Genomic DNA, 21,976 nt, shown 5'->3' on the forward strand with positions numbered 1-21,976 from the left:
GTTGCGGAACTTCCGGGACATGGCAGAAAAAAGGATACCGATCATCGGGGGAGGCGCGGGCACGGGCCTTTCCGCCAAATGCGAAGAGGCGGGCGGCATCGACCTGATCGTCATCTACAATTCGGGCCGCTATCGAATGGCCGGCCGTGGCTCGCTTGCCGGTGTCCTGTCCTATGGCAACGCGAACGAGATCGTGCTCGACATGGCGCGCGAGGTCCTGCCAGTGGTCAGACATACGCCCGTTCTGGCAGGCGTGAACGGCACCGATCCGTTCCTCCTCAAGGAGCCGTTCCTGCAGACGCTGAAGGCCTGCGGTTTTGCGGGGATCCAGAATTTTCCAACGGTGGGCCTGATCGACGGTACGTTCCGGGCCAATCTTGAAGAGACCGGGATGGGTTACGGCCTCGAAATCGACCTCATCCGCGCGGCGCGCGAACTCGACCTTCTGACGACGCCCTACGTGTTCAACGAGGAAGAAGCCGTCGCAATGGCCGAAGCCGGTGCCGACATCCTCGTCGTGCATTTGGGGCTGACCACCGGAGGATCGATCGGCGCGGAGACAGCACTGACACTCGAGGAATGTCCGGCACGGATTGATGCGTGCGCCAAGGCCGCCCTCGATCACCGACCCGACGTTTTGATCCTGTGCCATGGCGGGCCGGTCTCAAGCCCCCAAGACGCCCGCTACGTCCTGAACAACTGCGAACACTGCCATGGCTTCTATGGGGCCAGTTCCATGGAGCGACTTCCCATGGAGCGCGCAGTCACGGAGCAGACCGCCGCCTTCAAACAGATCCGCTTCTAACCGGAAAGAGTCCGATGCCTAGAGCTTACGCCAGTACCGTCATCGACGCCCCCGCAGACCTTGTCTGGGCACGAGTTCGAGATTTCAATGCTTTGCCGAAATGGCATCCCGACATCGCAACCTCGCAGATTGAGGAAGCCAAGGCGTCCGATCAGGTGGGATGCGTGCGCAACTTCCAGCTCAATTCCGGCGAGACGATACGTGAACGGCTTCTCGCCCTATCGGACCGCGAGCGGTTTTATGTCTACAATTTCGAAACCTCGCCGTTCGAGGTGGAAAACTATATCGCCACTTTGCGCGTGACACCTGTTACAATCACAAACAGGAGCTTCGTGGAGTGGTGGGCCGAATTTGACTGCGAACCAGCCAATTCCGCAGATTGGATCGATCGATTCGCGACTAACGTATTTGCAGCCGGTTTTGATAGCCTCGGCAAAATGTAGCCCCCCAATATTATCCGGATCACAGAGTTCCTCCACGGGGCGCCGGCCTCACCAACTCCGCGCGAAAACTCATTGCTGACCTGCTGCAATGGAAGCGGTGCTCTTTTCGTTGCGCCGTTTGACCGCAGCATGATCGCTGCCAATGAATTCAGGAGTTCGTTCTTCCGGGGCAGACAACGTTGGATCCCGTCCCTCCCTCTCCGCCACCGCACGCGACTGGGATCAAACTCTCTCTTTCGGGTCGGTCGCGGCCAAAATCGCGCAGCACCTACCGCCGAGCGGATTCAATCTACCTTTGACGCGCCGTCGATTACGAAGGCGAAGTGCTGGACGAGGTCGTAACGAAGTCGCGTGATCGCAGAGCGGCACTGAAATTGTTGCGAAAACGGCTGAAACGGCGTGGCAGGCCCGCGGCCATCGTCACCGACAAGCTGAAGTCCTATGGCGCGGCGCTGCGCGAACTGAGTATCGACGCCAGCCGCCACCAGACCTCTGGCCTCTGGATCAACAATCGGGCCGAGAACGGCCACCTGCCATTGCGAAGACGTGAGCGCGCGATGCTCCGGTTCCGGCAGATGCGAAGTTTGCATAAGTTCGCCGCCGTCCACGGCTCGGTCGAAAACCACCCCCGGGGTCAAGCTTGAGCGCGTGCTTCAACCAGGAACGTCATCTCTACAGCCGATCAGATTTCAAGGAAAACCGCACCGCCGCTCCTGCCGAGTGGCGTCGGCTCTTGGCGGCACAGGGCAGGGCACGTCCGTCAAACAGAGACCCGTTCGCGTTTGTGTGACACCTCCCACCAGGCCACTGAGGCCTTCGGGTCGTCCAATTGTCGGCCTCCGCCGCGCTCTGGCGGAGGTTGCTCCGCATGGATCAAGTGCTTGATGTCATCCTCTCAAACACCGATTCGGGCGCTCAGGCCGCCATCGATGAGGAAGTCGGCGCCGGTGGTGAACCCAGCCGCGTCGCTGCAAAGATAGGCGATGAGCGCGCTCGTCTCGGAGACCTTGCCAACCCGGCCAATCGGATGAGCGCGACCGAAGGCGGCGATCATCTCTTCCTCCGACTGCCCGTCCGAGGCGAGGCTGCGCGCGGAGAACTCCAGAAGCGGCGTGCGGATCGAGCCGGGGCTGATCGAATTCACCCTGATGCCATCGCGGGCGCAATCGACGGCCATGGCCCGTGTCAGCGCATGGATCGCGCCCTTGGTGGTCGCATAGGCCAGAACGCCGTCCTGGTTGGCATGCCCCTGAACGGACGAGACGTGCACGATCGCGCCGCTGCCGGCGGCCTTCATCAACCGGTAGCCGTGATGCGCGGTCAGATAGCACGATCGCAGATTGACCGCGATCGACCGGTCCCAGTCGGCGGGCGTGGTCGTCTCGATGGTTCCGTAGGTCTGGATCGCGGCCGCATTGACCAGAATATCAAGGGTCGGCGTGACCGCGGCAATCGCGTCGAACCAGGCCTTCACCGAACCGTCGTCCGACACGTCGACCTGATGGACGCTGACCGCAAGGTCACCGGCCGCCTTTCTGGCCGCTTCGTTCAGGTCGGCATCGATGCCGGCCAGAAACACGCGTGCCCCTTGCCGCGCCAGATGCAGAGCGGCATCGAGCCCGATGCCGCTGGTTCCGGTCACCGCTGCGGTCTTGCCGGTGAAATCGTATGCCAATGTGTCCTCCCGTCGTCAGCGCGCCAGCAGCGCCTTCATGTAGCCGATGGCAAATGCCTTGCCGGCATGCCATGGCGCGTTGCAGTGCAGTTCGGGCGTGTGATCTGGAATGAGAACGCCGTCATAGCCATTGTCCTTCAGGACCGCGATCATGCGCGCCATGTCGATGTCGCCTTCGTCGATGAAGACTTCATGGTAGTTGGGCACCTTGCCGCGCACGTTGCGGAAGTGGATGTAGCCAATCCGGTCCTGACGCGCGAACTCGGCGACCGTGTCGTAGATGTCGCCATCGGCCATTTCCTGCAGGCATCCCAGGCATAGTTCCGCCTTGTTGGCGGGCGAGGCCGAAAGCGCGAAGGCGCGCCGATAGGCATCATGGGAATTGATCAGCTTGGCCGTCATGCGCAGGGTGTCGACGGGCGGGTCGTCCGGATGGGCCGCCAGCACTACGCCCGCCTCCTCGGCGACAGGGAGGAGTTCGTCAAGGAAACGGGCGTAGCGCAACCAGATTTCGTCGCTTGAGACCGGCCGCTGGCTTTCCGGCCCGAGCCGGTCTCGATAGGCCATGTTCCAGACCATGCCTTCGGGGATTGGCGCGTCGCGGTCGATCCGGTCGATGTCGAACCCGACCGACATGGCGCCTCCCCGGGCGAATGGCCCGCGCACCCAGCCCCATACCCCCGTCACCGAGAAATTGTAGCCGATGCAGGGAACGCCGGCCTGGCCGGCAGCGCGGACGATCGATTTGAGGTGCTCGATCTGCGCGTCGCGCTTGGGCCCATCGAGCAGAACGTCGTGCCAGTGGGCGACGGCGAAGTTCTCGATGGCGGCGAGTTCGAGATCGTGCGCGGCTAGGTCGGCCTTCAGCCGGTGAAAGGTCTCGGCGGTCCAGTCCTCGGCACAGCTTGTCCCCCAGTTGTCCCGGCCTTCGGCGACGAGCTTGGGATCGGCGGAGAAATAGTCCTCAAGGTGCGCAACCACATGGCTGACGCCGAGCTGCTGCGCGAAGCGGTAATGGTCTTCGTTCAGCATGCGCCGGTAAAGGCCCAGTCCGATCTTCATGTTTGCCTCCGCTCGGCCTGCATTGCTGTCATCATGCCGGCCGCGCCGAAAAGGCGCGCATGACGCCGCGCAACTCGGCCAGCCCTTTCAGGCGCCCGATCGCCGAGTAACCAGGATTGGTCTGCTTGCCGATGTCGTCGAGCAGGAGATGGCCATGGTCGGGACGCATCGGTATCTCGGCGTCGGCCCGCCCTTCCGCGCGACGTCGCGCCTCCTCCTCCAGCAGCACGCCGACAAGGCCGACCATGTCGACATCACCGTCCAGATGGTCGGACTCAAAGAACGCACCCGAGTCATCGCGCCGGACATTGCGCAGATGGGCAAAATGGATTCGCGGGGCGAATTCACGCGCGATCGCGATCACGTCGTTGTCGGCCCGCGCGCCCAGCGAGCCGGCGCACAACGTCATTCCATTGGCGACCGACGGAACCGCCGAGAAGATCTTGCGGTAATCCTCCGCCGTACAGACGACGCGCGGGAGGCCGAACAGGGGCATTGGCGGGTCATCCGGATGCAGGCAGAGCCGCGCACCGGCCTCCTCGGCCGCCGGAATGACGCGCTCCAGAAAGGCGATCAGCGTGCCGCGTAGATCGTCGGCGCTCATGCCGGCGAATTCGGCGATCGCCGCGCGGATGTCTTCGCGCCCATGAGACTGCTCCGATCCGGGCAGTCCGGCGATGATGGTCGTCTCCAACGCCGCGACTGCGTCCTCGTCCATGGCATCGAGGCGCGCCCGTGCGGCGCGTGCGACCGGTTCGGGATAGTCCGCATCGGCGCGACGCAGAACGAAGAGGTCGTAGGCGGCGAAAGCGACCGGATCGAAGCGCAGCGCAAGTCCGCCGCTCTCAGTACGGTGCCGCAGGTCCGTTCGGGTCCAGTCGACCACCGGCATGTAATTGTAGCAGATCGTGGTCACGCCGTTGGCGGCCAGATTGCGCAGTGTCTCGACCCAGGCGTCGATATGGCGGTTCGCATTGCGCGCCCCCTGCTTGATGGCCGGGTGAACGGGGATGCTTTCGGTCACCGCCCATGTCAGACCGGCCGTCTCGATCGAGGCCTTGTGCTTGACGATCCGGTCGCCGGGCCAGGCCTGACCGTCATAGAAGTCGTGCAGGGCGGTGACGATACCGGTGGCGCCGGTTTGCCGGATGTCGCCAAGCGTCACCGGATCACCGTGACCGAACCACCGCCAGCTCTCGAGCACCGTTGAGTCTCCTTCGTCCCGATCCGTTTCTCGCTTGTCGCGCTTCCAATTTCAAGGCTTTTGTTGGACCAGATTGATGCGGCTAACCTCAACGCCGCGCCAAGTCCGCTGGATCAGGTGAAGAAATGGGGCATTTCGGTGTTGCAAAGCGCCCAATCCTGCGGCATGTTCTTTGTGGCCCAACAAGTTTGGTCCAACAAATAGCGATGAAGGAGATTGCAAGAGGTGGCCGTCTCGATGCTTGCCGATGTTGGCGGAAGCGCCGTGGATACGCTGGTGCGCCAGATCCGGCAGTATATCCACGATCACCGCCTGACGGTCGGCGACGCGCTGCCGTCGGAGCGGGAACTCGGGGAGCGGTTCGATGCGGCGCGCAACACGGTGCGCGAAGCGATCCGTATTCTGAAGGCCTATGGGGTGATCGAGGTGCGGCCGAAGGTCGGGGCGATGATCGTCGATCGTCACATGGACGCGGTGCTCGATCTGTTTTCGTTCCAGATCGGTCTGTCACGCGAGACGTTTCTGGACATCCAGGGATTTCGCCGACTGATCGAGGTCGGCGCGGTCGACACGATTTTTGCGGGGCTGAGCGAGGAAGGGCTCGCGACGCTCGGGGCGATCAACGCTTCCATTCTCTCGGCCGGATCGGTCAAGCAGGCCGCGCAAAGCGATTTCGACTTTCATTGCACGATGCTCGGCTTCACGGGCAACAAGACGCTGGTCGGCGTCTATAAAACCATGCAGCCGATGATCACGCGGCTGATGGAGACCGGCAAGGCAACGGACGGGCTCGAAGGCACTTTCGAAACCCATTCGGCGATACTGGACGCTCTGGCGCGGCGGGATCGGCTGGCGTTCCAGTATCTCATGGACCGGCATCTCGACCACGGCCTGAAATACATCGACGGTTCAGTGATGTGAGATCACGGCCGGGTGCGCCGGTCCGGAAAACCCAAGCAATTTCAAATGGGAGGAAGACCATGAAATTCACAAGACTTTTGGCCTCTGCCACAATCGCCCTCGGCTTCGTCGCAGGCCCCGCCAGCGCCGATGATCTGACTGTTGCCGGAATCGTGTTCCAGCAGGATCAGTTCTTCCGGACGATCCAGATGGGCATGCAGGCGGCCGCCGAGGAGGCCGGCGCCACCCTGCTCGAGGGCAATTCCGATTCTCAGCCGGACAAGGAAATCAGCCTGATCGACACCTACATCGCGCGCGGCGTCGATGCGATCGTCATCTCGCCCGTTTCCGGTGTCGCCTCGATCCCTCCGCTGGCACGCGCCAAGGAGCGCGGCATTCACGTCGTGACGTATAATTCGACGATCGAGGACGACAGCATTCCCGTTTCCTACCTGAATTCACAGCAGCGGGACCTGGGCAACACGACCGGTGACATGGCGGCAGCGTTCATTCGTGATCAGCTTGGCGGCGAGGCCAACGTGGCCACGCTCGGCTTCCAGGCGCTGTTGCCGGAGATTTCCGCTGACCGGGTCGACGGGTTTGTCGAGAAGGCCGAAGAGGGTGGCACGCTCAACATCGTCGCCCAGCAGGACGCCTGGCTGGCCGAGGATGCTGTCCAGGTGGCCGGCGACATCATCACCGCCAACCCCGATCTGAACATCATCTACGCCGCCAACGAGGGCGGCACCGTCGGTGCCGTGCAGGCTGTGCGCAACGCTGGCAAGCAGGGCGAGATCTTCGTGTTCGGCGTCGATGGCACCGAGCAACTCGTCGGCTTCCTGCTCGATGAGGACAATGTGCTCCAGGGTGTAACGGCGCAGCAGCCCTTCGTGATGGGCCAGATGGCCGTTCAGTCGGCGATCGCGGCGGCCAGGGGCGAGGAGGTCGAGCAGACCGTGATCGTGCCGGTGCTCGGCCTTTCGCGCACCGACCAGGCGGGCGTCGAGGAGTTCCAGGACTATCTGCGCTCGCTGAACTGAGGCTGCAACACACCGACATCCGGGCGCTGGCTGACCGGCGCCCGGACCCGTCTCATGCACCCGCCGGCGCCGCTCGTCGGCGCTGTTCCTTGTCCGGTACCTCCAAACGAAGACGCAGCATGGCCACCGTCGAAACGAAGGACCTGTCCAAGACTTACGGGACCGTCAAGGCGCTGGACGGCGTTTCGCATGTCTTCGAGGCCGGCCGCATTCACGCGCTGATGGGCAAGAACGGATCGGGCAAGTCGACGCTCGTCAAGATGCTCAGCGGCGTCGTCGAGCCCACGCGCGGCGAAATCCGGCTGAACGGCGAAGCGGTCAAGTTCCGCGGACCGGCGGATGCGTTCGCCAAGGGGGTCGTCACCGTTCATCAGGAGCTGAGCCTGGTCGCCGAACTGTCGGTCGCCGAGAACGTCTTCCTGGGTCGGCTGCCAATGAACCGCACCGCGGGCATCGCCCGCATCGACTGGAGCCGGGTGTACGGTGAGACTCGGGCGCTGCTCGACACCATGGCGGTCGACATCGACCCGCACACGCCGGTCGGCCGACTGAGCGTTGGCCAGCAGCAGATCATCGAGATCGCCAAGGCGATGTCCTTCGATCCGGCCCTGCTGCTGCTCGACGAGCCGACATCGGCGCTCGCCTCCAAAGAGGTCGAGATGCTGTTCGACCTGCTGCGCGTTCTGCGCAAACGTGGCGTGACGATGATGTACATCTCCCACCGGATGAGCGAGCTTGGCGAGATCGCCGACACCGTGACGGTGCTTCGCGACGGCAAGCTCGTCGGTGCGGTCGAGTTCGACGCGTCGAGCAACGAGGAAATCATCGACATGATGTTCGGCAGCGTCGCCCGGGCGCACAGGCCCGCAAGGGCGACGCGCGCCAAGACCGCCGCTCCCGTCCTCAAGGTGCGCGGGCTGACCCGCGAGCCGGCGTTTCGGGACATCTCGTTCGATCTCGCCGCCGGAGAGGTGCTTGGCATCGCAGGCATGCTCGGGGCCGGACGGACCGAACTCCTCAGGGCAATCTTCGGCGCCGAGCCGCCCGATAGTGGCGAGATCATCGTGGACGGCGCCACGGTGCATCGGCCCGCGCCCCGCCGCATGACCAATCTGGGGATTGGTTACACGCCCGAAAACCGCAAGGAAGCCGGCCTGATCCAGCCCCATTCGATCCATGCGAACCTGTCGCTCGCCAGCCTGCCGCAGATCGCACCACGCGGCCTGGTTACGCGGGCTGCCGAAACCCCTGGCGTTGCCCGGCAGGTCGAGCATCTCGAGATCAAGGTGGGTAGCGTGGACGATCCGGTCTCGTCGCTGTCGGGCGGCAACCAGCAGAAGGTCGTGATCGGCAACTGGCTGAACACCAACCCGAAGATCCTCTTCTACGACGAGCCGAGCCGCGGTGTGGATGTCGGCGCCAAGCAGCAGATCTTCCGCATCATCTGGGAAGAGGCGGACCGTGGCGTCGGTGCGATCTTCGTGTCGACCGAACTGGAAGAAGTGCTCGAAGTCTGCGACCGCATTCTCGTGATGCGCGAGGGCAACCTTGTGGGTGAACTCGATCCGACCAATACGACGCTCACCGAACTCTATACCGCCTGCATGGGGGAAAGCTGATGGCGCTTGCCGGCCTGTTCCGGCGCTACCCGATGGAAATCATCCTGGTGGCGATGTATCTTTATCTCGTCTTCGCGGCGCCCGGTTTCGCCACGATCGACAACCAGCTCAACATTCTGCGCAACATCACGATGATGGGCATCATCGCCTTCGGCATGACGATGGTGATCATCTCGGGCGAGATCGACCTTTCGGTGGGCTCGGGCGTCGCCTTCTCGGGGTGTCTGACCGCTTGGGTGACACGTGAACTGACGCCCTTTCTGGGGCCTTACCCTTCAATCGCCATCGGGGCCGTGGCCGCCATGGTCGCCCTGGCGGCGATCGGCGTGTTCACCGGCAAGCTTCGCCAGCATTTCAACATGCCCACATTCATCACCACGCTCGGGCTGCTCACTGTGCTCTCGGGCGCCGCCAACCTGATCACGGGCGGCTTTCCGATCACCAGCTTTCCCTACGAGTTCAGCTTCCTGGGATCGGGCTTTTTGTTCGGCATCCCGTTTCCGGTCTACATCTTCGTCGCGGTATTCGGGTTGGTCTTCTTCCTGATGAATTACACCAGCTTCGGCCGGTCGCTGTACGCGGTCGGTGGCAATCTGGAAGCGGCGCGCCTTTCGGGGATCGATGTGTGGAAGACGAAGACGCTGGCGCTGGCGCTCACTGGCGTCTTCACGGCGATCGCCGGCGTCCTGATCGCCTCGCAGATCCTTTCGGGAAGCGCCAGCGCCGCGCGTGGCTGGGAACTGACCGTCATTTCGGCGGTGATCATCGGCGGCACCAGCCTGTTCGGCGGAAAAGGCACGATCCGCGGCACGCTGATCGGCGTCCTGTTCCTCGGCGTGATCGTGAATGGCATGACGCTGCTGAACGTCAGCGAATACTGGCAGCTTGTCGTGCGGGGCGCCCTGATCATCGGTGCGGTTCTGATGAACCACATGCTGGAAACCCAGGCCAGGCGCTAGCGGGGGGATCGATCATGGACGAGGTGAGGTGCATCGCGCCAACCGGCGATCATTGCGGCGAGGCCGCGACATGGGACGAGGAACGCGGCACCATCTATTGGGTCGACATCAACCGCTTCGTCCTGCACGCGCATAGGCTGGAAAGCGGTGCCACCCGCAGCCATCTGTTCGGCGAACCGGTGGTCGCCCTGTCGTTGACGGACCGGCCCGGCGTGCTGCTCGTTTGTCTCGCCTCGCAACTCGTGCTGTTCGACACCGCGACCGGGCGGCACACGGCCCTGGGCGTGATGCTTCCCGGTTGGCCCGATGTCCGCTTCAACGATGGCCGCACCGACCCTTGCGGCGCCTTCTGGGTCGGATCGATGGGCAACAATGTCGGCCCGCAGGGCCAAAACCTTGATCCCGTCGACGGCAAGGGGCGGCTGTTCCGCTATCACGCGGGCGGCGATCTGCAGGAGATGGAAGCTGGCATCGGCATCGCCAACACGCTTTGCTGGGCGCCCGATAGGCGCACCTTCTATTTCGGCGACACGCTCCGCAACCAAATCCGCGCCTATCCCTACGACGCGGCGACCGGAGACATCGGTCCCGGGCGCATCTTCTTTGAAGGGTTCGAGCGCGGCCTGCCGGACGGTTCGGCGATCGACGCCGAAGGCTGTTTGTGGAACTGCCGTTTCGGAGGCGGCTGTATCGTCCGGGTGACGCCCGATGGCACCATTGACCGCATCGTCGAGATGCCCGTCGCCAACGTCACGACCTGCGCCTTCGGCGGCAGAACGGGTTCGACCTTGTTCGTGACAACCGCAAGCCTGATGAGGAACGAGGGCGACCGGCTTGCCGGAAGCCTGTTCGCCATCGAGACCGATACGCGCGGTCTCCCCGAAAACCGATTCAAGACAGAAGGATCAGCCCGATGACAGATCTGACCGAACGGCTCGAACGCTGCTACACCGGCGCCGTCTACGACGTCATGCGCGAGCGCGGCCAGGAGAACTGCGTTCTTCCGCCCGAAATCTGTGGCCTGACCCCGCAGACGCGGGTGGCCGGGCCGATCTTCACCCTGCGCGGTGTCGCCTTCGACACCCAGCGAGACAAGGATGCCGACTATCTTCTGCCGTGGGTCCGTTTCCTGTCCGAAGCGCCCGCCGGTCATGTGGTGCTTTGCCAGCCCAACTCCGGCCGACTGGCCCTGATGGGCGAACTGTCGGCCGAAACGCTCAAGTCGCGCGGCGTGCGCGGATACATCGTTGACGGCGGTTCGCGTGACAACAGCTTCATCTGCGAACTCGGGTTTCCGGTCTTCTGCCGCTTCCGCACGCCGCGCGACATCGTCGCCAAATGGGTCCCCGACGCGACCGGAGCGCCGATCACCATCGGCGACGTGCTGATCCGCACCGGCGATTATGTGCTGGCGGACTTCGACGGCGTGGTGATCATCCCGGCCGAGATCGCCGAAGAGGTCGTTGCCGCCGTCGAAACCGTCATGAGCGAGGAAGACAAGGTCCGCGAGGCGATCCGCGCCGGTCGCGATCCGGTCGAGGCCTATCTGGAATTCGGCAAGTTCTGAGCGACCGATGGGGCCGGCCGGAACCGCGAGCATCGTCTGGCGGCACGGTGTGTGCGCCGTGCAGCCGCTCGGGGCAATGATCGGGCCTGCGCTGTTCCTTTTGCCTGACGGGCGGCAGGTGGCACCGCTGCACGTTGCGCCGTGGTGGCGCGAGCCGATCGCAGCGACGTTGCCGGGGGTGCTGCGTGGGCTGCGCGGTGAGTGGCCATGCGTCCCCTTCGGCCACCAGACAAAGGCCCATACCGCCTTGCCCGAGGCCTGGGGGGTACCCGGCGACCCCGAGCCGTCGGCCTGGCTGCACGGCTATCCGTCCAACCATGATTGGTCGATCGAGAACCTGTCGCCGAACGCGGTACGGCTGATGATCGACCTTCCGGCCAACGAGCCGATCGCGCGGATCGAGCGTGAGATCAGCGGCGATCCCGACGCGCCGGCGCTCGATTTTCTCCTGCGTGTCCATGCGCGTCGATCCTGCGCGCTTCCGCTCGGCCTGCATTTCACGTTCTCGCTGCCGGCACAGCCTCTGGCCGCCTCGATCGTCGTGCCGGATGCGGCCTGGGGGCGGACCTATCCGATGCCGACCGAGCCGGGCGTCTCGCGCTTTGCGGCCGATGCGCGCTTTGAAGCGCTTGATCTTATGCCGCTGGCAACCGGCGGAACCATGGATGCGACGCGCGTGCCCTTCGCGTTCCCGACCGAGGAGATCGCGCTGGTGTGTGGTCTGGAGCGTGGCGAGGCATCGCTCGTCAACGTTGCTGCGGGTTACCGGGCGACGATCCGTTGGGACGAACGCCAGTTCCCGGCACTGCAATTGTGGTATTCCTGCAAGGGGAGGGGCGGACCGCCCTGGAACGGCCGACACATGGCATTGGGGCTTGAGCCGGTCTGCTCGGCTTTCGATCTTGGCGAACGCATCTCGGGCCGCGACAACCCGCTGTCGGTCTCCGGCGTGCCGACCGCCGTCCGACTGTCGCCCGAGGAGCGGTTCGAGGCCCGATACCGCCTCGAGGTTTCGGGCCTTTCGATCGATTGAGGTTCGGAAATGCGAGCCCAACGCGATCGGCGAGGGCCGGCATGGCCCGGCGCGAGCCACCGTAATGTGGCGAGTTCTTCGTGTTTCACCGTCATGCTTGCTGCCGGCCGCTAACGCGCAATTGCGTGCGTACGATCCGCTGGCACTTGGAAACCGGCGCGCGCTCAATCCGCTTGAGAAGCAGATCGGCCAGGTTCCATCCCGCCTCGAAACGCGAATAGTAACGGGGCTGGCGTACCGATATAGTCGGCGAGATTCGTGCCGGCGCGCATGGAAAAGCCCACCGATCCGAAATTCTCTCCGAGCGCGGCTCGTGCGCCGGCGCGCGCGCCCAGGAAGGCAAGCTCGTTTACGCAGACAAAGCCATCGGCGCCCGCCCCGGCCAGTTCTGCGGCGGCGGTCCGCGCCAGATCGGCATCGACATTGATGTGCCGGATCAATGTCTCGTCCATCTCAAGTCCGGCTTCGTGCAGCGCTTTCTCATAACCGCGCCGGCGCTGCCGCACGAACATGTAGCGCCGGTCGCCGTCGATCAGGGCAATTCGCCGCTTGCCGGCCGCAATCAGCGAGGCCGTTCCCTGGTGTGCGGTGAACTCGTTGTCGATGTCGAAATAGGCATGCTCGGAGAACAACTCGGTCCGTCCGAAGGTGACGAACGGCATGACCATCATCGACTAAGTTTCCGAAATGCGTGTAGAAGGTGAATTTTCCGGTAACCTCGCCACCGAACTCCTCTTCGGCCGCTGCCGGCGCGGTCAGCGCGAATGCCGATAGCGCGGCGCCAAGCGCCACTGCTCTTAGCTGATCATCATATTCCTCCCAGTGATTACTGTGGGCACGCGGCCCGCCTCCATCAGGAAAGTCGAGGTTTAACGTTATCCCTATCGGTAGAATCTTTCTATTTTGTTGGAGAAGCTTGCGGAATTAACGATCAACTCTACCGTTGCAGACCAATCTCCAGTTCCGTTCTAACCGATCTGGCGAAGTTGGCCCAATGGCCGGAGATAGAATCAACTGCCGGTAGAGCGGCGTGAACAAGCGACGGTGAGTGTCATCGCATTCCATTTCCCTACACCAACCAACGAAACTGGCGACTGTCCGGCACACTGCGGGCGGCAAATGCGCAGAAGCGCGTACTTCCCAAAGCGAACGCGTTTCGGGTTGGCATCCATACGCGCGTTGGGGCGGCCTCAATTCACCCTCAGGCCCGTGTCGGGGTCGAAGGCCTGAAGCTTCGCCGCGTTGACTGCGACCGGCAGCCGGTCGCCGATCCGAACCGGCGCTTGCGGGTCGATGCGCAGCGGGACCTCCTGCTCGCCAACGCGCCCGTGCACGAGCGTGTCGGAACCGAGCGGTTCGACGAACGTGACATCGACATTTCGCGCGTCTCCGGATTGGACACGGAAGTCTTCGGGTCGAATGCCTAGCCGAACGGTGCTGGCCTCCTGGTCGGGCAGGCTTATGGGCCAGGTTGTCTTCCCGCTGACCACTTTTCCGCCCTTCTGAACTCGGGCGTCGATGAAGTTCATCGGATTGGTGCCGACGAAGTCGGCCACGAAGAGGGTTGCGGTGCGCTCGTACTACGGGAACTTCGTATCGGCGCAAGCCGCCACGAAACCGCGGCCGCGGGGTCAACAACCGGGCCGAGAACAGCCACCTGCCATTGCGAAGACGGGAGCGTGCGATGCCCATCACATCAGCCTCGGCAGGTTTCCTGACACACGTCAACAACGGACCCCGAAAGCGAATTCGGGTCGTTGTATACACTGATACAGCGCATTCCTCGCGGGCTCCCGATGATCGGAGGCATCGTGTGCCGGGATCCAACGCCCGGTCGAGCAAGGGAGGCTTAAGTGAACATGAAATCGAAATCCCTCGCGACGATTGCGACCGTCGCTCTCACCATTTCAGCATTCGCCCCGGAGGCTCGCTCCGAGGAGGTCATGCGGATCTCGAGTTGGCTGCCGCCAAGCCACGTGAACACTGAGATCTTCCCGACTTGGATCGAATGGATCGAAGAAGCGACAGACGGTCGGGTGACGGGAAAAATCGAATATGATCTGGCCTCGCCGCCCGACCAAATCGACATCGTGACCGATGGAGCGGCGGATGCCAGCTGGATCTTCCACGGGTACAATCCCGGCCGTTTCGTAACGACGAAGCTCATTGAATTGCCCGGTCTTCTCGCAGACGCCGAGGCCAGTTCGGTCGCCCATCAACGCGCATATGAGACCTATCTCAAGGACGCCGGTGAACATGAAGGCGTCGTGGTCGCGGCGATGATGACGCACGGGCCGGGCCAGCTTTACATGCGCACCGCTCGTGATGGCCTCGCAGCGCTCGATGGTGCAAAGATCCGTATCGGTGGCGGCGTATCGGCCGATGTTGCCGAGGCGCTGGGCATGGTCGGGGTCCAAGTGCCCGCCCCGCAGGTGTACGAGACCCTGTCGGGCGGCGTCGCCGATGGCGCGATGATGCCGATCGACACCAATAAGGCGCTGCGCCTGTATGAGGTTACTCCGGAAACCTACATCATGCCGGGCGGCTTTTACCGCGGTTCCTTCGCGCTCATCTTGAGCGAGGCCTTCCTGGCGCGCCTTAGCGATGAGGACCGCGAGGCTGTGTTGTCGACGACCGGAGAGCGGCTGGCCGCGATGGCGGGCGCGGCCTGGGCCAGGGCGGATATTGCCGGGCTCGAACTGGTGGAGGAGGTGACAAGTATGCACACCTTCTCCGACGAGGATCAGCAAACCTTCGCCGGCATCTCGGCGGGCATCCGGCAAGAGACGATCGATGCGGTCGCCGACCGTGGCGTCGACGCTGCGGCAGCGCTGGAGATGATTGAAGAAACGGCGCGGGCCTACGTTCAATGAGCGACAGGCCCGAGAGCGGTGCTTCCGATCGCGGCAATCGGGTGGTCGACCATTGGACCACCCGGCTTCCGCTCTATGCCGGGGGCTGATGCTCATGATGATCCTGGCGCTGACTGTGGTTGACGTTTTCGGACGTTACGTACTGAGCGCTCCGGTGGACGGAAAGACCGAACTGACCCGTCTCATGATGGCGACGATGATTGCTCTGGCCCTGCCCATTGTGTCGGCTCGCAGCCAACACATCACGGTCGACCTTTTTGATGGTCTGTTCAGTGCCCACGCCGCCCGAGTCCGCGACGTGCTGGTCAACCTGCTCTGTGGCGTCTCCGCCGTCATCCTCGCCTGGTGGGTAATGTTCCGGGCCGAGCGATTGATGAAATGGGGATATGTCAGCGATTTCCTGCACCTGCCGCTGCACCCGGTAGCCTATTTTGTGGCGTTGATGCTGGCGATTACAGGATGTGTGCTGCTCGGCAAGGCGGTTTTCTGCGCCTTGATCCCGCTATCCTCCAAGGGCGGCGACCGGTCGTTGGACAGAGTTTAGGATATCTCGCATGGCGATCTCGCTCTTGGGCTTCGCTGCCGTCATTTCGCTTGCCTTCCTGCGGGTGCCGATTGCCTTCGCCATGGGCCTTGTCGGCGTCATCGGTTTTGCCTGGCTGAACGATTGGAACTGGACAGCGACGCTGTCACCGGCGGCCGGCACGGTACTCGACTCGCTACAGACCGAAATGCTCTCGGTTATTCCCCTGTTCGTTCTGATGGGGTTGCTCGTCAGCCGCGCTGGGCTCGCCGGCGAACTCTATCAGGCATCCAATGCGTTCTTGGGTCACCGACGCGGCGGTCTGGCGATGGCGACCATCATTGCCTGCGGCGGATTTTCGGCAATATCCGGATCGTCGCTGGCGACTGCGGCGACGATGTCGAAGGTCGCTATGCCGGAGATGCGAAAGTACGGCTACGATGACCAACTCGCCACCGCCTCAATCGCAGCGGGCGGAACGCTCGGCATTCTCATCCCGCCTTCCGTTATCTTGATCATCTACGGCGTCATGACCGAGCAGAGCATCGACAAGCTCTTCTTGGCCGGCATCTTGCCGGGACTGGTCGGAATTGCTCTGTATCTTGCGGCGGTCAGATTCATAGTCTGGCGTCGGCCAGATTTCGGCCCGGCGGGTATGTCGACCGGCTGGCGTGAACGTTCGACGGCGGTGCGGAACGTCTGGCCGATCGTACTTCTCTTCATCGCGGTGCTCGGCGGCATCTATTGGGGCATCTATACGACGACCGAGGCTGCAGGAATCGGAGCGGCAGGCGCCCTTCTGATCGCGCTCGTGCGCCGCAAGCTCGGGCGCATGGCCTTGCTGCAGGCACTCGTGGAAACGTTGCAGACGACCGCGTCTTTGTTTGCCGTCCTGATCGGAGCGGTCATATTTCAGCGCTTTGTTGTCCGCGCCGGACTACCCGAAGCACTGCTCGGTATTGTCACCGCATTCGACGTCGGGCCAATGGCAGTCATCGTCCTGATCCTGCTGGTTTATTTCCTGCTTGGCTGCGTCTTCGAAAGCTTGTCCATGATGCTCCTGACAGTGCCGGTGTTCGCTCCGGTCATCGCCGGCCTTGGCCTGTTCTCTGAGTATGGCCCGATGAGCGAGGAACTGGCGCTGATCTGGTTCGGCATCTTCGTGGTGATCGCAACCGAGATCAGCCTCATCACGCCACCGGTGGGGCTCAACGTATATGTCCTAAAGGGAGTCGTCGGCGATGTAACGACGGGAACAATCTTCAAAGGCATCACGCCCTTTTGGCTCGTCGACATCGTTCGGCTCATCCTTCTTATCCTTGTTCCATATCTGGCGATCGCCATCCCTCTGACGATGCAGAACTGAGGAACCGTACCGATGGCAAACGAAACAAGTATGTCGGTCCGGTTTCGAACGCTGTTTCGCCGCTTCACGACCGGGGTCGCGGTGGTCGGTGTGGTGGGCAAGGACGGGCCGATTGGTGCAACGGTCAATTCGCTGACGGCGGTCAGCCTTGACCCGATGCTGTTGCTGTTCTGCGCGCGCAACGGCAGTCGAACCGCTGCACGCATTCAGGAGGTCGGCGCATTCTCCGTCAATATCCTGACAGCCGAGCAGGAAGATGTTTCGCGGCACTATGCAGGTGCTCCAAGCGCCGAGATCGACTGGAAATGGCGTAGTGGCAGCAGCACTGTGAAGCTGGAGAACGCAAATGCGATGTTCTCCTGCCGGCTGGAGAAGGTTCATCCGGCCGGCGACCACATCATCATAGTCGGCCGCGTCATCGCCATGGACGGTCCAGAAACGCCATCGACGCCGCTTCTCTACCATGGCGGCAGCTACGCCGCTCTTCCGCTACCGCGATCAACGCCAGAAACGTTTGATCCCCATGACTTCTGGTGGACCGGCTAGCCGACATCGATGTGTTCGGCATCATAGGCCGGCGAAATGACAAAAAAACCGTCATCGAGATACAGGCTGCCGCTCTGCCGCATGCGCTTCAGGGTCCGCGTGACGGTAACGCGCGAAACGCCGGTCATGGCGGCGATCATTTCGTGGGTCAGCCGAGTGCGCACCATGTTGCCCTTGGCATGGCTGGTGCCAAACATCTGGCCAAGCCGCGTCAGCAACTCGAGCACGCGCTCTTCGGGGTTGTTCGACACCATGTGCTCGAGACGCAGCGCCAGCACGCGCTGCTTCAGGCTCGTCAGGCGCAATAAGGCCAGCGCGAAATCGGGATGCTCGCGAAACAAGTCCGGTAGCCTGCCGGCCGCGAACTCAAGCACCGTCGTCGGCTCAATCGCGACTGCTGATGAAAAGTTCGGAAACTCGGCAAAAGCCGCCGCCTCGCCACAGATTGTGTCGGGACCCATTTTCTCCAGCACGATTTCGACGCCGTCGATGCGGACAATTGATATCTGAACGAGGCCGGCGACAACGACATAGAAACTGCTGCTCAGTTCGCCTTGCCCGTAGATGTGTTCGCCTGCCCGGAAGGTCCGTTCGCGCGCAAGATGTCGTAACTTCGAGATATTCGAAGCCAACTGATCCGGCATCCGCCAGGTGGCTTCCGGTCGACCGGTCATTCATAGTCACCCAATAGGATTCATAGTCACCCAATAGGAAAAGGCGACCGCGAGACGGTATCCGGTGATACAGCGCAGGCGACCGCAATGCAGGTATCTTCTCCTATCACAAATCGAACGGTATAGGGAAATGTCGGTATGGCTCTGCGGCCTCTCCAGAAGCTTGAAGTCGAATACGAACATCGGATGGGTGGTGAAGAAGTTGTTGCCAACGCCGCATCTTTGGTTCCATGGTTGCTTGATCAGGCCGGCCGGGTCGATCGGGAACGCACGATACCTCACGACGTAGCGGCGAGGCTGATCGAAACCGGCATCTTCCGGTTGGCGCAGCCGCGCCGCTTTGGCGGCATGAGCGCTTCTCCCAGCGTCATGTGGCGGGCAGTCTTCGAGATCGCGCGGGGCTGTGCGTCATGTGCATGGGTCGCTGGCCTGACCTGCGCAAATCTGCTTGTCGTCGGACGCTTCTCGGAAGCGGCGCAAAACGATGTCTTCCTGTCCGGCGGTTCACCGGTCGTGCCCTTGCTCACCGGCGGTGTGGGCCACGACGTCACGATTGAAACCCGTTCCGATGGCATCGAGGTGTCAGGCAAATGGCGCTACGCATCGGGCATCGATCTTGCCTCCTGGGTCGGCCTGCTCGTCAGCCCCAAAACGGAAGATGGTCAGGTCAATCCCGTCCTCGTGCTGGTTCCCGCCGAGGCTTTCATGGTCGATAATGAAAGTTGGCATGTGATGGGCATGCGCGGTACCGGGAGCAAGAACATTGCTCTTCAGAAGACATTCGTTCCGGCCTACAGAACGATGGACTGGGCCGCTCTTCAGGCCGGCGAGACGCACGCTACCTGCCCCAACGACGAGGCGGCTTATCGTTTTCCTCTCAATGCGCTGCTCGCCATGTCGGTGATAGCGCCCACCCTCGGCGTCGCTTCCGCGGTCGCCGAGGAATATGCCGCGATCGTCAGTCAGCGTGTGCAGTCCGGAACGCATCAAAGGCAGATCGCCGACAAGGCATCCCATGTTGACCTCGCAACCGGCATCGCGACGATGGACCTGCTGCGCAATGCGCTGATCTCCGAAGTCGAGGCGATCGAGCACAAAGTTGAACACGGTCAGGCATTGAACGTTGAGGACCGTGCCCTTCTGCGTATGAAGATCGCAATCACTGCGCGCAATGGTCTGGCCGTCGCCCAAGGGCTCTTCGCCGGCGTTGGCGGAAGCCTTTTGCCAGAAGGAACCCGGATCGAACGGCAGTTTCGCGACTTGCATGCCATGAGCAGCCATTTCCTGCTGCAGCCAGTTCCGATCGGCGAGGCTTATGGCCGGCTCTTGCTGGGCCTTGACCTGCCATCGGGCGCGCGCCTGTGAGGATGCGATAACCCTGTCCGCGTGTGTATCACCGCGCCCATCACTTCATTGCGATCGAAAGACAAATCATGGCCAAGACCACCTCCAATCCAGACAAGCCCGCATTCGCTACGCCGGACGGTTCGACGATCTTCAGAAAATTCGGTTACTCGGCGGCTGTGCGTGCCGGCGGTTTGGTTTTTGTCGCAGGCCAGATCGGCCTCAATCCCGACGGCACCGTGCCGGACGATGACGAAGGACAGATCGTGCGCGCGTTCGAACGGCTTGAACTCGTGCTGGAAAGCGCGGGATGCGACATGGGGGATCTCGTCGAACTCGTATCCTATCATGTCGGTTTGCAGAACCACCTCGCCCAGTTCGTCGAGATCAAGAAACGGTTTGTCCCCGAGCCATATCCGACCTGGACCATTCTCGAAGTTGCCGGTTTGGCGCGGCCCGACCTTGTAATTGAAGTGAAGGCCGTGGCCGCCGTGCCCGACAACTGATTGCCTAACGGTGACAACGGGAATGGCCGGCAAAGCGGTGAGATGGTCAAACGACACCTGCTGACCGGGGGAACGATCTATCGCCACGCGTGGGATGAGCATCCGGCCGAAGCCATGCTCATCGCCGACGGCCGTGTTGCGTGGTTGGGCGCCGTTCAAGACGCACCGTCGTCGGATCGTGTGGTGGATATCGAAGGCGGCACTGTCCTGCCCGGGCTGACGGATGCGCATGTGCATCTGTTGGCGGTCGGGCAGGCGCGCAAACAGATTTCGGCCGCAGGGCCGGACAGTCAGTCGCTGGGCGCCTACCTGCAAAGGCTTCAAGAGGTCCATGAAAGCCTGCCTACCGACGAGTGGCTGTTTGGCGGCGACGTAAATGAGCAACTCTGGCCGGAGAAGCAGATGCCGGATCGGGCCGCAATAGACGCGGTCGTTCCCGATCGGCCAGTGCTGCTGCGTCGTTTCTGCGGCCACGTCGCGATGATGAATTCACACGCACTTGAGGCATTGGGGTTGTGCCCCGAGACGGCCGATCCGTCCGGCGGCCAGTTCGACCGGCGCGACGGCGCGTTGACCGGCATCGCAAGGGAGCGTGCCGCCGAGCTCGTGTTTCGCGCTGCTCCGCGGCCAGCGGACGGCGAGATCGCCAAATCAACACGGCAGGTCATGGATGATCTGTCGCGTGCAGGTGTTACCGCGGCCGTCGATGCGGCGGTTGGCTTCACTTTCGGTTTCGAGCCGGAATGGGCGATTTGGAAACTGCTTCGACAGCAGGGCGACCTGCCGCTGCGTCTCGGCTTTATGGCGCAGATCGACCCAGGCACGGCAGAAGTGCTGTCCCTCGAACCCGGCCGTGACCCTTGGTGGCAGTGGCGCACCCTGAAGATATTTGTCGACGGGATCATCGGCGCCCGTACGGCCGCTCTTCACGGGCGCTATCATGACGTCGTTGGAAGCGGCCATTTGATGCATGACCTCGCCGATATCCAGGACTTCGTGCACGAAGCGCACCGTCGCGGATGGCAGGTCGCGGCCCATGCGATCGGTGATCGCGCAATCGATGTGATTATCGGGGCGATCGCTTCGGCCCAGGCCGCGTGCCAGCGCGAGGAAACAAGGCATCGGGTTGAGCACTTCGGCTTTCCCGATCCGTCCGCGTTCCAGCGTGCGGCGGAACTGGGGATCATCATTGTCACCCAGCCCAGCTTCATCCCGCGCATGGCGGATGCCTGGCCCATCGCGCTCGGCGATCAACACCACCGTTGCTTTCCCGCGCGCTCGCTTATCGATGCGGGTCTGTGCGTCGCCGGGAGTTCCGACTCACCGACCGGCGCCCTTTCACCATGGGAAGGAATTCAGGCCTTCGTCACGCGACGCACCGCAAGCGGCAAACAGATGGCTGCACAGGAGACGCTTTCGGTCCGCCAGTCGGTTGACGCCTACACGAATGGGGGTGCCGTGGCGATGCAGCACAATGGTTGGCGTGGGACGCTGATCACAGGCATGGCCGCCGATTTTGCCGTTCTGGATAAAAACCCATTTTCGTGTTCTTCCGAAGACCTTGGACGCATCACGAGCCGACTCACGGTCGTTGGCGGCCAAACGGCTCACGATCCAGAAGGGATTTGGTAGCGTGGCCAAACGGCACGTCTTGCCGTTTGGGGAGCAATTGCTTTGCCGCTTGAGAAGTCTGCAGTTGTCCGCCGCCGTCCATGGCTCGGACGACAACCATCCCGGGGTCAAGCCCGAGGGCGTGCTTCAATCGGAAACGTCATCTCTACAGCCGATCATAGCTCAAGGAAAACCGCACTTCCGCTCTCGCCGAGTGGCGTCAGTT

23 protein-coding genes are annotated in these 21,976 nt (G+C 62.6%); 17 read left to right on the forward strand and 6 right to left on the reverse strand.

Features of this window, described 5'->3' with window-relative positions:
• Window positions 1-19: 19 nt before the first annotated feature.
• The 3 genes from E0E05_RS16090 to E0E05_RS16100 all read left to right on the forward strand — a co-directional run bounded on the left by E0E05_RS16090 (window position 20) and on the right by E0E05_RS16100 (window position 1,892).
• Complete coding sequence (locus tag E0E05_RS16090) at window positions 20-805, forward strand: phosphoenolpyruvate hydrolase family protein (RefSeq protein ID WP_244597805.1); 786 nt, start codon at window positions 20-22, stop codon at window positions 803-805.
• A gap of 14 nt (window positions 806-819) precedes the next feature.
• Window positions 820-1,248: an SRPBCC family protein gene (locus tag E0E05_RS16095; protein WP_131617619.1), complete on the forward strand. Its 429-nt coding sequence runs from the start codon at window positions 820-822 to the stop codon at window positions 1,246-1,248.
• Between the two features lie 323 nt (window positions 1,249-1,571).
• On the forward strand, window positions 1,572-1,892 hold the full coding sequence (locus E0E05_RS16100; RefSeq protein WP_210215730.1) for a DDE-type integrase/transposase/recombinase: 321 nt from the start codon (window positions 1,572-1,574) through the stop codon (window positions 1,890-1,892).
• A 251-nt stretch (window positions 1,893-2,143) separates the two neighbouring features.
• On the opposite strand, the gene E0E05_RS16105 is transcribed toward E0E05_RS16100, so the two are convergent.
• From E0E05_RS16105 to uxuA, 3 genes are read right to left on the reverse strand one after another with little or no spacing between them, the layout of a single operon-like run.
• Window positions 2,144-2,923, reverse strand: a complete 780-nt coding sequence (locus E0E05_RS16105) for an SDR family NAD(P)-dependent oxidoreductase (RefSeq protein ID WP_131617620.1) — start codon at window positions 2,921-2,923, stop codon at window positions 2,144-2,146.
• A 15-nt stretch (window positions 2,924-2,938) separates the two neighbouring features.
• Window positions 2,939-3,985 carry a mannonate dehydratase gene (locus E0E05_RS16110; protein ID WP_131617621.1) on the reverse strand — a complete coding sequence of 349 codons (1,047 nt, stop codon included), beginning with the start codon at window positions 3,983-3,985 and terminating at the stop codon, window positions 2,939-2,941.
• Between the two features lie 31 nt (window positions 3,986-4,016).
• A complete protein-coding gene (gene uxuA, locus E0E05_RS16115) occupies window positions 4,017-5,189 on the reverse strand; it encodes a mannonate dehydratase (protein WP_131617622.1) in 1,173 nt (390 codons plus the stop codon).
• Window positions 5,190-5,414: 225 nt separating this feature from the next.
• On the opposite strand from uxuA, the gene E0E05_RS16120 reads away from it, so the two are divergent.
• The 7 genes from E0E05_RS16120 (at window position 5,415) to E0E05_RS16150 (ending at window position 12,307) form a co-directional block, all read left to right on the forward strand.
• Window positions 5,415-6,110 carry a FadR/GntR family transcriptional regulator gene (locus tag E0E05_RS16120; RefSeq protein ID WP_244597807.1) on the forward strand — a complete coding sequence of 232 codons (696 nt, stop codon included), beginning with the start codon at window positions 5,415-5,417 and terminating at the stop codon, window positions 6,108-6,110.
• Between the two features lie 59 nt (window positions 6,111-6,169).
• On the forward strand, window positions 6,170-7,129 hold the full coding sequence (locus E0E05_RS16125; RefSeq protein ID WP_131617623.1) for a substrate-binding domain-containing protein: 960 nt from the start codon (window positions 6,170-6,172) through the stop codon (window positions 7,127-7,129).
• Window positions 7,130-7,248: 119 nt separating this feature from the next.
• A complete protein-coding gene (locus E0E05_RS16130; protein WP_131617624.1) occupies window positions 7,249-8,748 on the forward strand; it encodes a sugar ABC transporter ATP-binding protein in 1,500 nt (499 codons plus the stop codon).
• Window positions 8,748-9,707 (forward strand): ABC transporter permease, encoded by a 960-nt coding sequence (locus tag E0E05_RS16135; RefSeq protein WP_131617625.1) that lies wholly within the window; start codon window positions 8,748-8,750, stop codon window positions 9,705-9,707. The genes E0E05_RS16130 and E0E05_RS16135 overlap by 1 nt, the downstream gene beginning before the upstream one ends.
• A gap of 14 nt (window positions 9,708-9,721) precedes the next feature.
• Window positions 9,722-10,624: an SMP-30/gluconolactonase/LRE family protein gene (locus E0E05_RS16140; RefSeq protein ID WP_131617626.1), complete on the forward strand. Its 903-nt coding sequence runs from the start codon at window positions 9,722-9,724 to the stop codon at window positions 10,622-10,624.
• Window positions 10,621-11,274 (forward strand): RraA family protein, encoded by a 654-nt coding sequence (locus tag E0E05_RS16145; RefSeq protein WP_131617627.1) that lies wholly within the window; start codon window positions 10,621-10,623, stop codon window positions 11,272-11,274. The genes E0E05_RS16140 and E0E05_RS16145 overlap by 4 nt, the downstream gene beginning before the upstream one ends.
• Before the next feature lie 7 nt (window positions 11,275-11,281).
• Entirely contained in the window at window positions 11,282-12,307 is a 1,026-nt protein-coding gene (locus tag E0E05_RS16150; protein WP_131617628.1) for an aldose epimerase family protein, read from the forward strand.
• 164 nt (window positions 12,308-12,471) lie between these two features.
• Here the strand turns inward: E0E05_RS16150 and E0E05_RS16155 are convergent, their stop codons facing one another.
• Both E0E05_RS16155 and E0E05_RS16160 read right to left on the reverse strand, forming a co-directional pair.
• On the reverse strand, window positions 12,472-12,978 hold the full coding sequence (locus E0E05_RS16155; protein ID WP_131617629.1) for a type 1 periplasmic-binding domain-containing protein: 507 nt from the start codon (window positions 12,976-12,978) through the stop codon (window positions 12,472-12,474).
• A gap of 519 nt (window positions 12,979-13,497) precedes the next feature.
• Window positions 13,498-13,863: a TOBE domain-containing protein gene (locus tag E0E05_RS16160; protein WP_131617630.1), complete on the reverse strand. Its 366-nt coding sequence runs from the start codon at window positions 13,861-13,863 to the stop codon at window positions 13,498-13,500.
• A gap of 303 nt (window positions 13,864-14,166) precedes the next feature.
• Between E0E05_RS16160 and E0E05_RS16165 the strand changes: the two genes are divergently transcribed.
• The 4 genes from E0E05_RS16165 (at window position 14,167) to E0E05_RS16180 (ending at window position 17,615) form a co-directional block, all read left to right on the forward strand.
• Window positions 14,167-15,180 carry a TRAP transporter substrate-binding protein gene (locus E0E05_RS16165; RefSeq protein WP_131617631.1) on the forward strand — a complete coding sequence of 338 codons (1,014 nt, stop codon included), beginning with the start codon at window positions 14,167-14,169 and terminating at the stop codon, window positions 15,178-15,180.
• Between the two features lie 88 nt (window positions 15,181-15,268).
• Window positions 15,269-15,724: a TRAP transporter small permease gene (locus E0E05_RS16170; RefSeq protein WP_131617632.1), complete on the forward strand. Its 456-nt coding sequence runs from the start codon at window positions 15,269-15,271 to the stop codon at window positions 15,722-15,724.
• Between the two features lie 10 nt (window positions 15,725-15,734).
• Window positions 15,735-17,069, forward strand: coding sequence for a TRAP transporter large permease (locus tag E0E05_RS16175; RefSeq protein ID WP_131617633.1), 1,335 nt, complete (start codon window positions 15,735-15,737; stop codon window positions 17,067-17,069).
• Between the two features lie 12 nt (window positions 17,070-17,081).
• Complete coding sequence (locus tag E0E05_RS16180) at window positions 17,082-17,615, forward strand: flavin reductase family protein (protein WP_131617634.1); 534 nt, start codon at window positions 17,082-17,084, stop codon at window positions 17,613-17,615.
• Here the strand turns inward: E0E05_RS16180 and E0E05_RS16185 are convergent.
• The gene (locus E0E05_RS16185) at window positions 17,612-18,289 is read right to left on the reverse strand and encodes a Crp/Fnr family transcriptional regulator (protein ID WP_131617635.1); all 678 of its coding nucleotides are present in this window, start codon (window positions 18,287-18,289) and stop codon (window positions 17,612-17,614) included. The genes E0E05_RS16180 and E0E05_RS16185 overlap by 4 nt on opposite strands.
• Window positions 18,290-18,427: 138 nt before the next feature.
• Here E0E05_RS16185 and E0E05_RS16190 point away from each other — a divergent pair, with 138 nt between their 5' ends.
• The 3 genes from E0E05_RS16190 to E0E05_RS16200 all read left to right on the forward strand — a co-directional run bounded on the left by E0E05_RS16190 (window position 18,428) and on the right by E0E05_RS16200 (window position 21,771).
• The gene (locus E0E05_RS16190; RefSeq protein ID WP_131617636.1) at window positions 18,428-19,654 is read left to right on the forward strand and encodes an acyl-CoA dehydrogenase family protein; all 1,227 of its coding nucleotides are present in this window, start codon (window positions 18,428-18,430) and stop codon (window positions 19,652-19,654) included.
• 68 nt (window positions 19,655-19,722) lie between these two features.
• Complete coding sequence (locus E0E05_RS16195) at window positions 19,723-20,139, forward strand: RidA family protein (RefSeq protein WP_131617637.1); 417 nt, start codon at window positions 19,723-19,725, stop codon at window positions 20,137-20,139.
• A gap of 42 nt (window positions 20,140-20,181) precedes the next feature.
• Window positions 20,182-21,771 carry an amidohydrolase gene (locus tag E0E05_RS16200; RefSeq protein ID WP_131617638.1) on the forward strand — a complete coding sequence of 530 codons (1,590 nt, stop codon included), beginning with the start codon at window positions 20,182-20,184 and terminating at the stop codon, window positions 21,769-21,771.
• Window positions 21,772-21,976 lie beyond the last annotated feature (205 nt).

The sequence above is a fragment of the Roseitalea porphyridii genome (genome assembly GCF_004331955.1).
In the GTDB taxonomy this organism is placed as follows: Bacteria; Pseudomonadota; Alphaproteobacteria; order Rhizobiales; family Rhizobiaceae; genus Roseitalea; species Roseitalea porphyridii.

Coding starts and splice junctions, on each gene's coding strand:
- E0E05_RS16095 (WP_131617619.1), top strand. CDS start 820: ATGCCTAGAGCTTACGCCAGTACCGTCATCGACGCCCCCGCAGACCTT.
- E0E05_RS16140 (WP_131617626.1), top strand. CDS start 9,722: ATGGACGAGGTGAGGTGCATCGCGCCAACCGGCGATCATTGCGGCGAG.
- E0E05_RS16165 (WP_131617631.1), top strand. CDS start 14,167: ATGAAATCGAAATCCCTCGCGACGATTGCGACCGTCGCTCTCACCATT.
- E0E05_RS16130 (WP_131617624.1), top strand. CDS start 7,249: ATGGCCACCGTCGAAACGAAGGACCTGTCCAAGACTTACGGGACCGTC.
- E0E05_RS16170 (WP_131617632.1), top strand. CDS start 15,269: ATGCTCATGATGATCCTGGCGCTGACTGTGGTTGACGTTTTCGGACGT.
- E0E05_RS16195 (WP_131617637.1), top strand. CDS start 19,723: ATGGCCAAGACCACCTCCAATCCAGACAAGCCCGCATTCGCTACGCCG.
- E0E05_RS16150 (WP_131617628.1), top strand. CDS start 11,282: ATGGGGCCGGCCGGAACCGCGAGCATCGTCTGGCGGCACGGTGTGTGC.
- E0E05_RS16155 (WP_131617629.1), bottom strand. CDS start 12,978: ATGATGGTCATGCCGTTCGTCACCTTCGGACGGACCGAGTTGTTCTCC.
- E0E05_RS16125 (WP_131617623.1), top strand. CDS start 6,170: ATGAAATTCACAAGACTTTTGGCCTCTGCCACAATCGCCCTCGGCTTC.
- E0E05_RS16185 (WP_131617635.1), bottom strand. CDS start 18,289: ATGACCGGTCGACCGGAAGCCACCTGGCGGATGCCGGATCAGTTGGCT.
- E0E05_RS16200 (WP_131617638.1), top strand. CDS start 20,182: ATGGTCAAACGACACCTGCTGACCGGGGGAACGATCTATCGCCACGCG.
- E0E05_RS16090 (WP_244597805.1), top strand. CDS start 20: ATGGCAGAAAAAAGGATACCGATCATCGGGGGAGGCGCGGGCACGGGC.
- E0E05_RS16135 (WP_131617625.1), top strand. CDS start 8,748: ATGGCGCTTGCCGGCCTGTTCCGGCGCTACCCGATGGAAATCATCCTG.
- E0E05_RS16145 (WP_131617627.1), top strand. CDS start 10,621: ATGACAGATCTGACCGAACGGCTCGAACGCTGCTACACCGGCGCCGTC.
- E0E05_RS16180 (WP_131617634.1), top strand. CDS start 17,082: ATGGCAAACGAAACAAGTATGTCGGTCCGGTTTCGAACGCTGTTTCGC.
- E0E05_RS16175 (WP_131617633.1), top strand. CDS start 15,735: ATGGCGATCTCGCTCTTGGGCTTCGCTGCCGTCATTTCGCTTGCCTTC.
- E0E05_RS16110 (WP_131617621.1), bottom strand. CDS start 3,985: ATGAAGATCGGACTGGGCCTTTACCGGCGCATGCTGAACGAAGACCAT.
- E0E05_RS16190 (WP_131617636.1), top strand. CDS start 18,428: ATGGCTCTGCGGCCTCTCCAGAAGCTTGAAGTCGAATACGAACATCGG.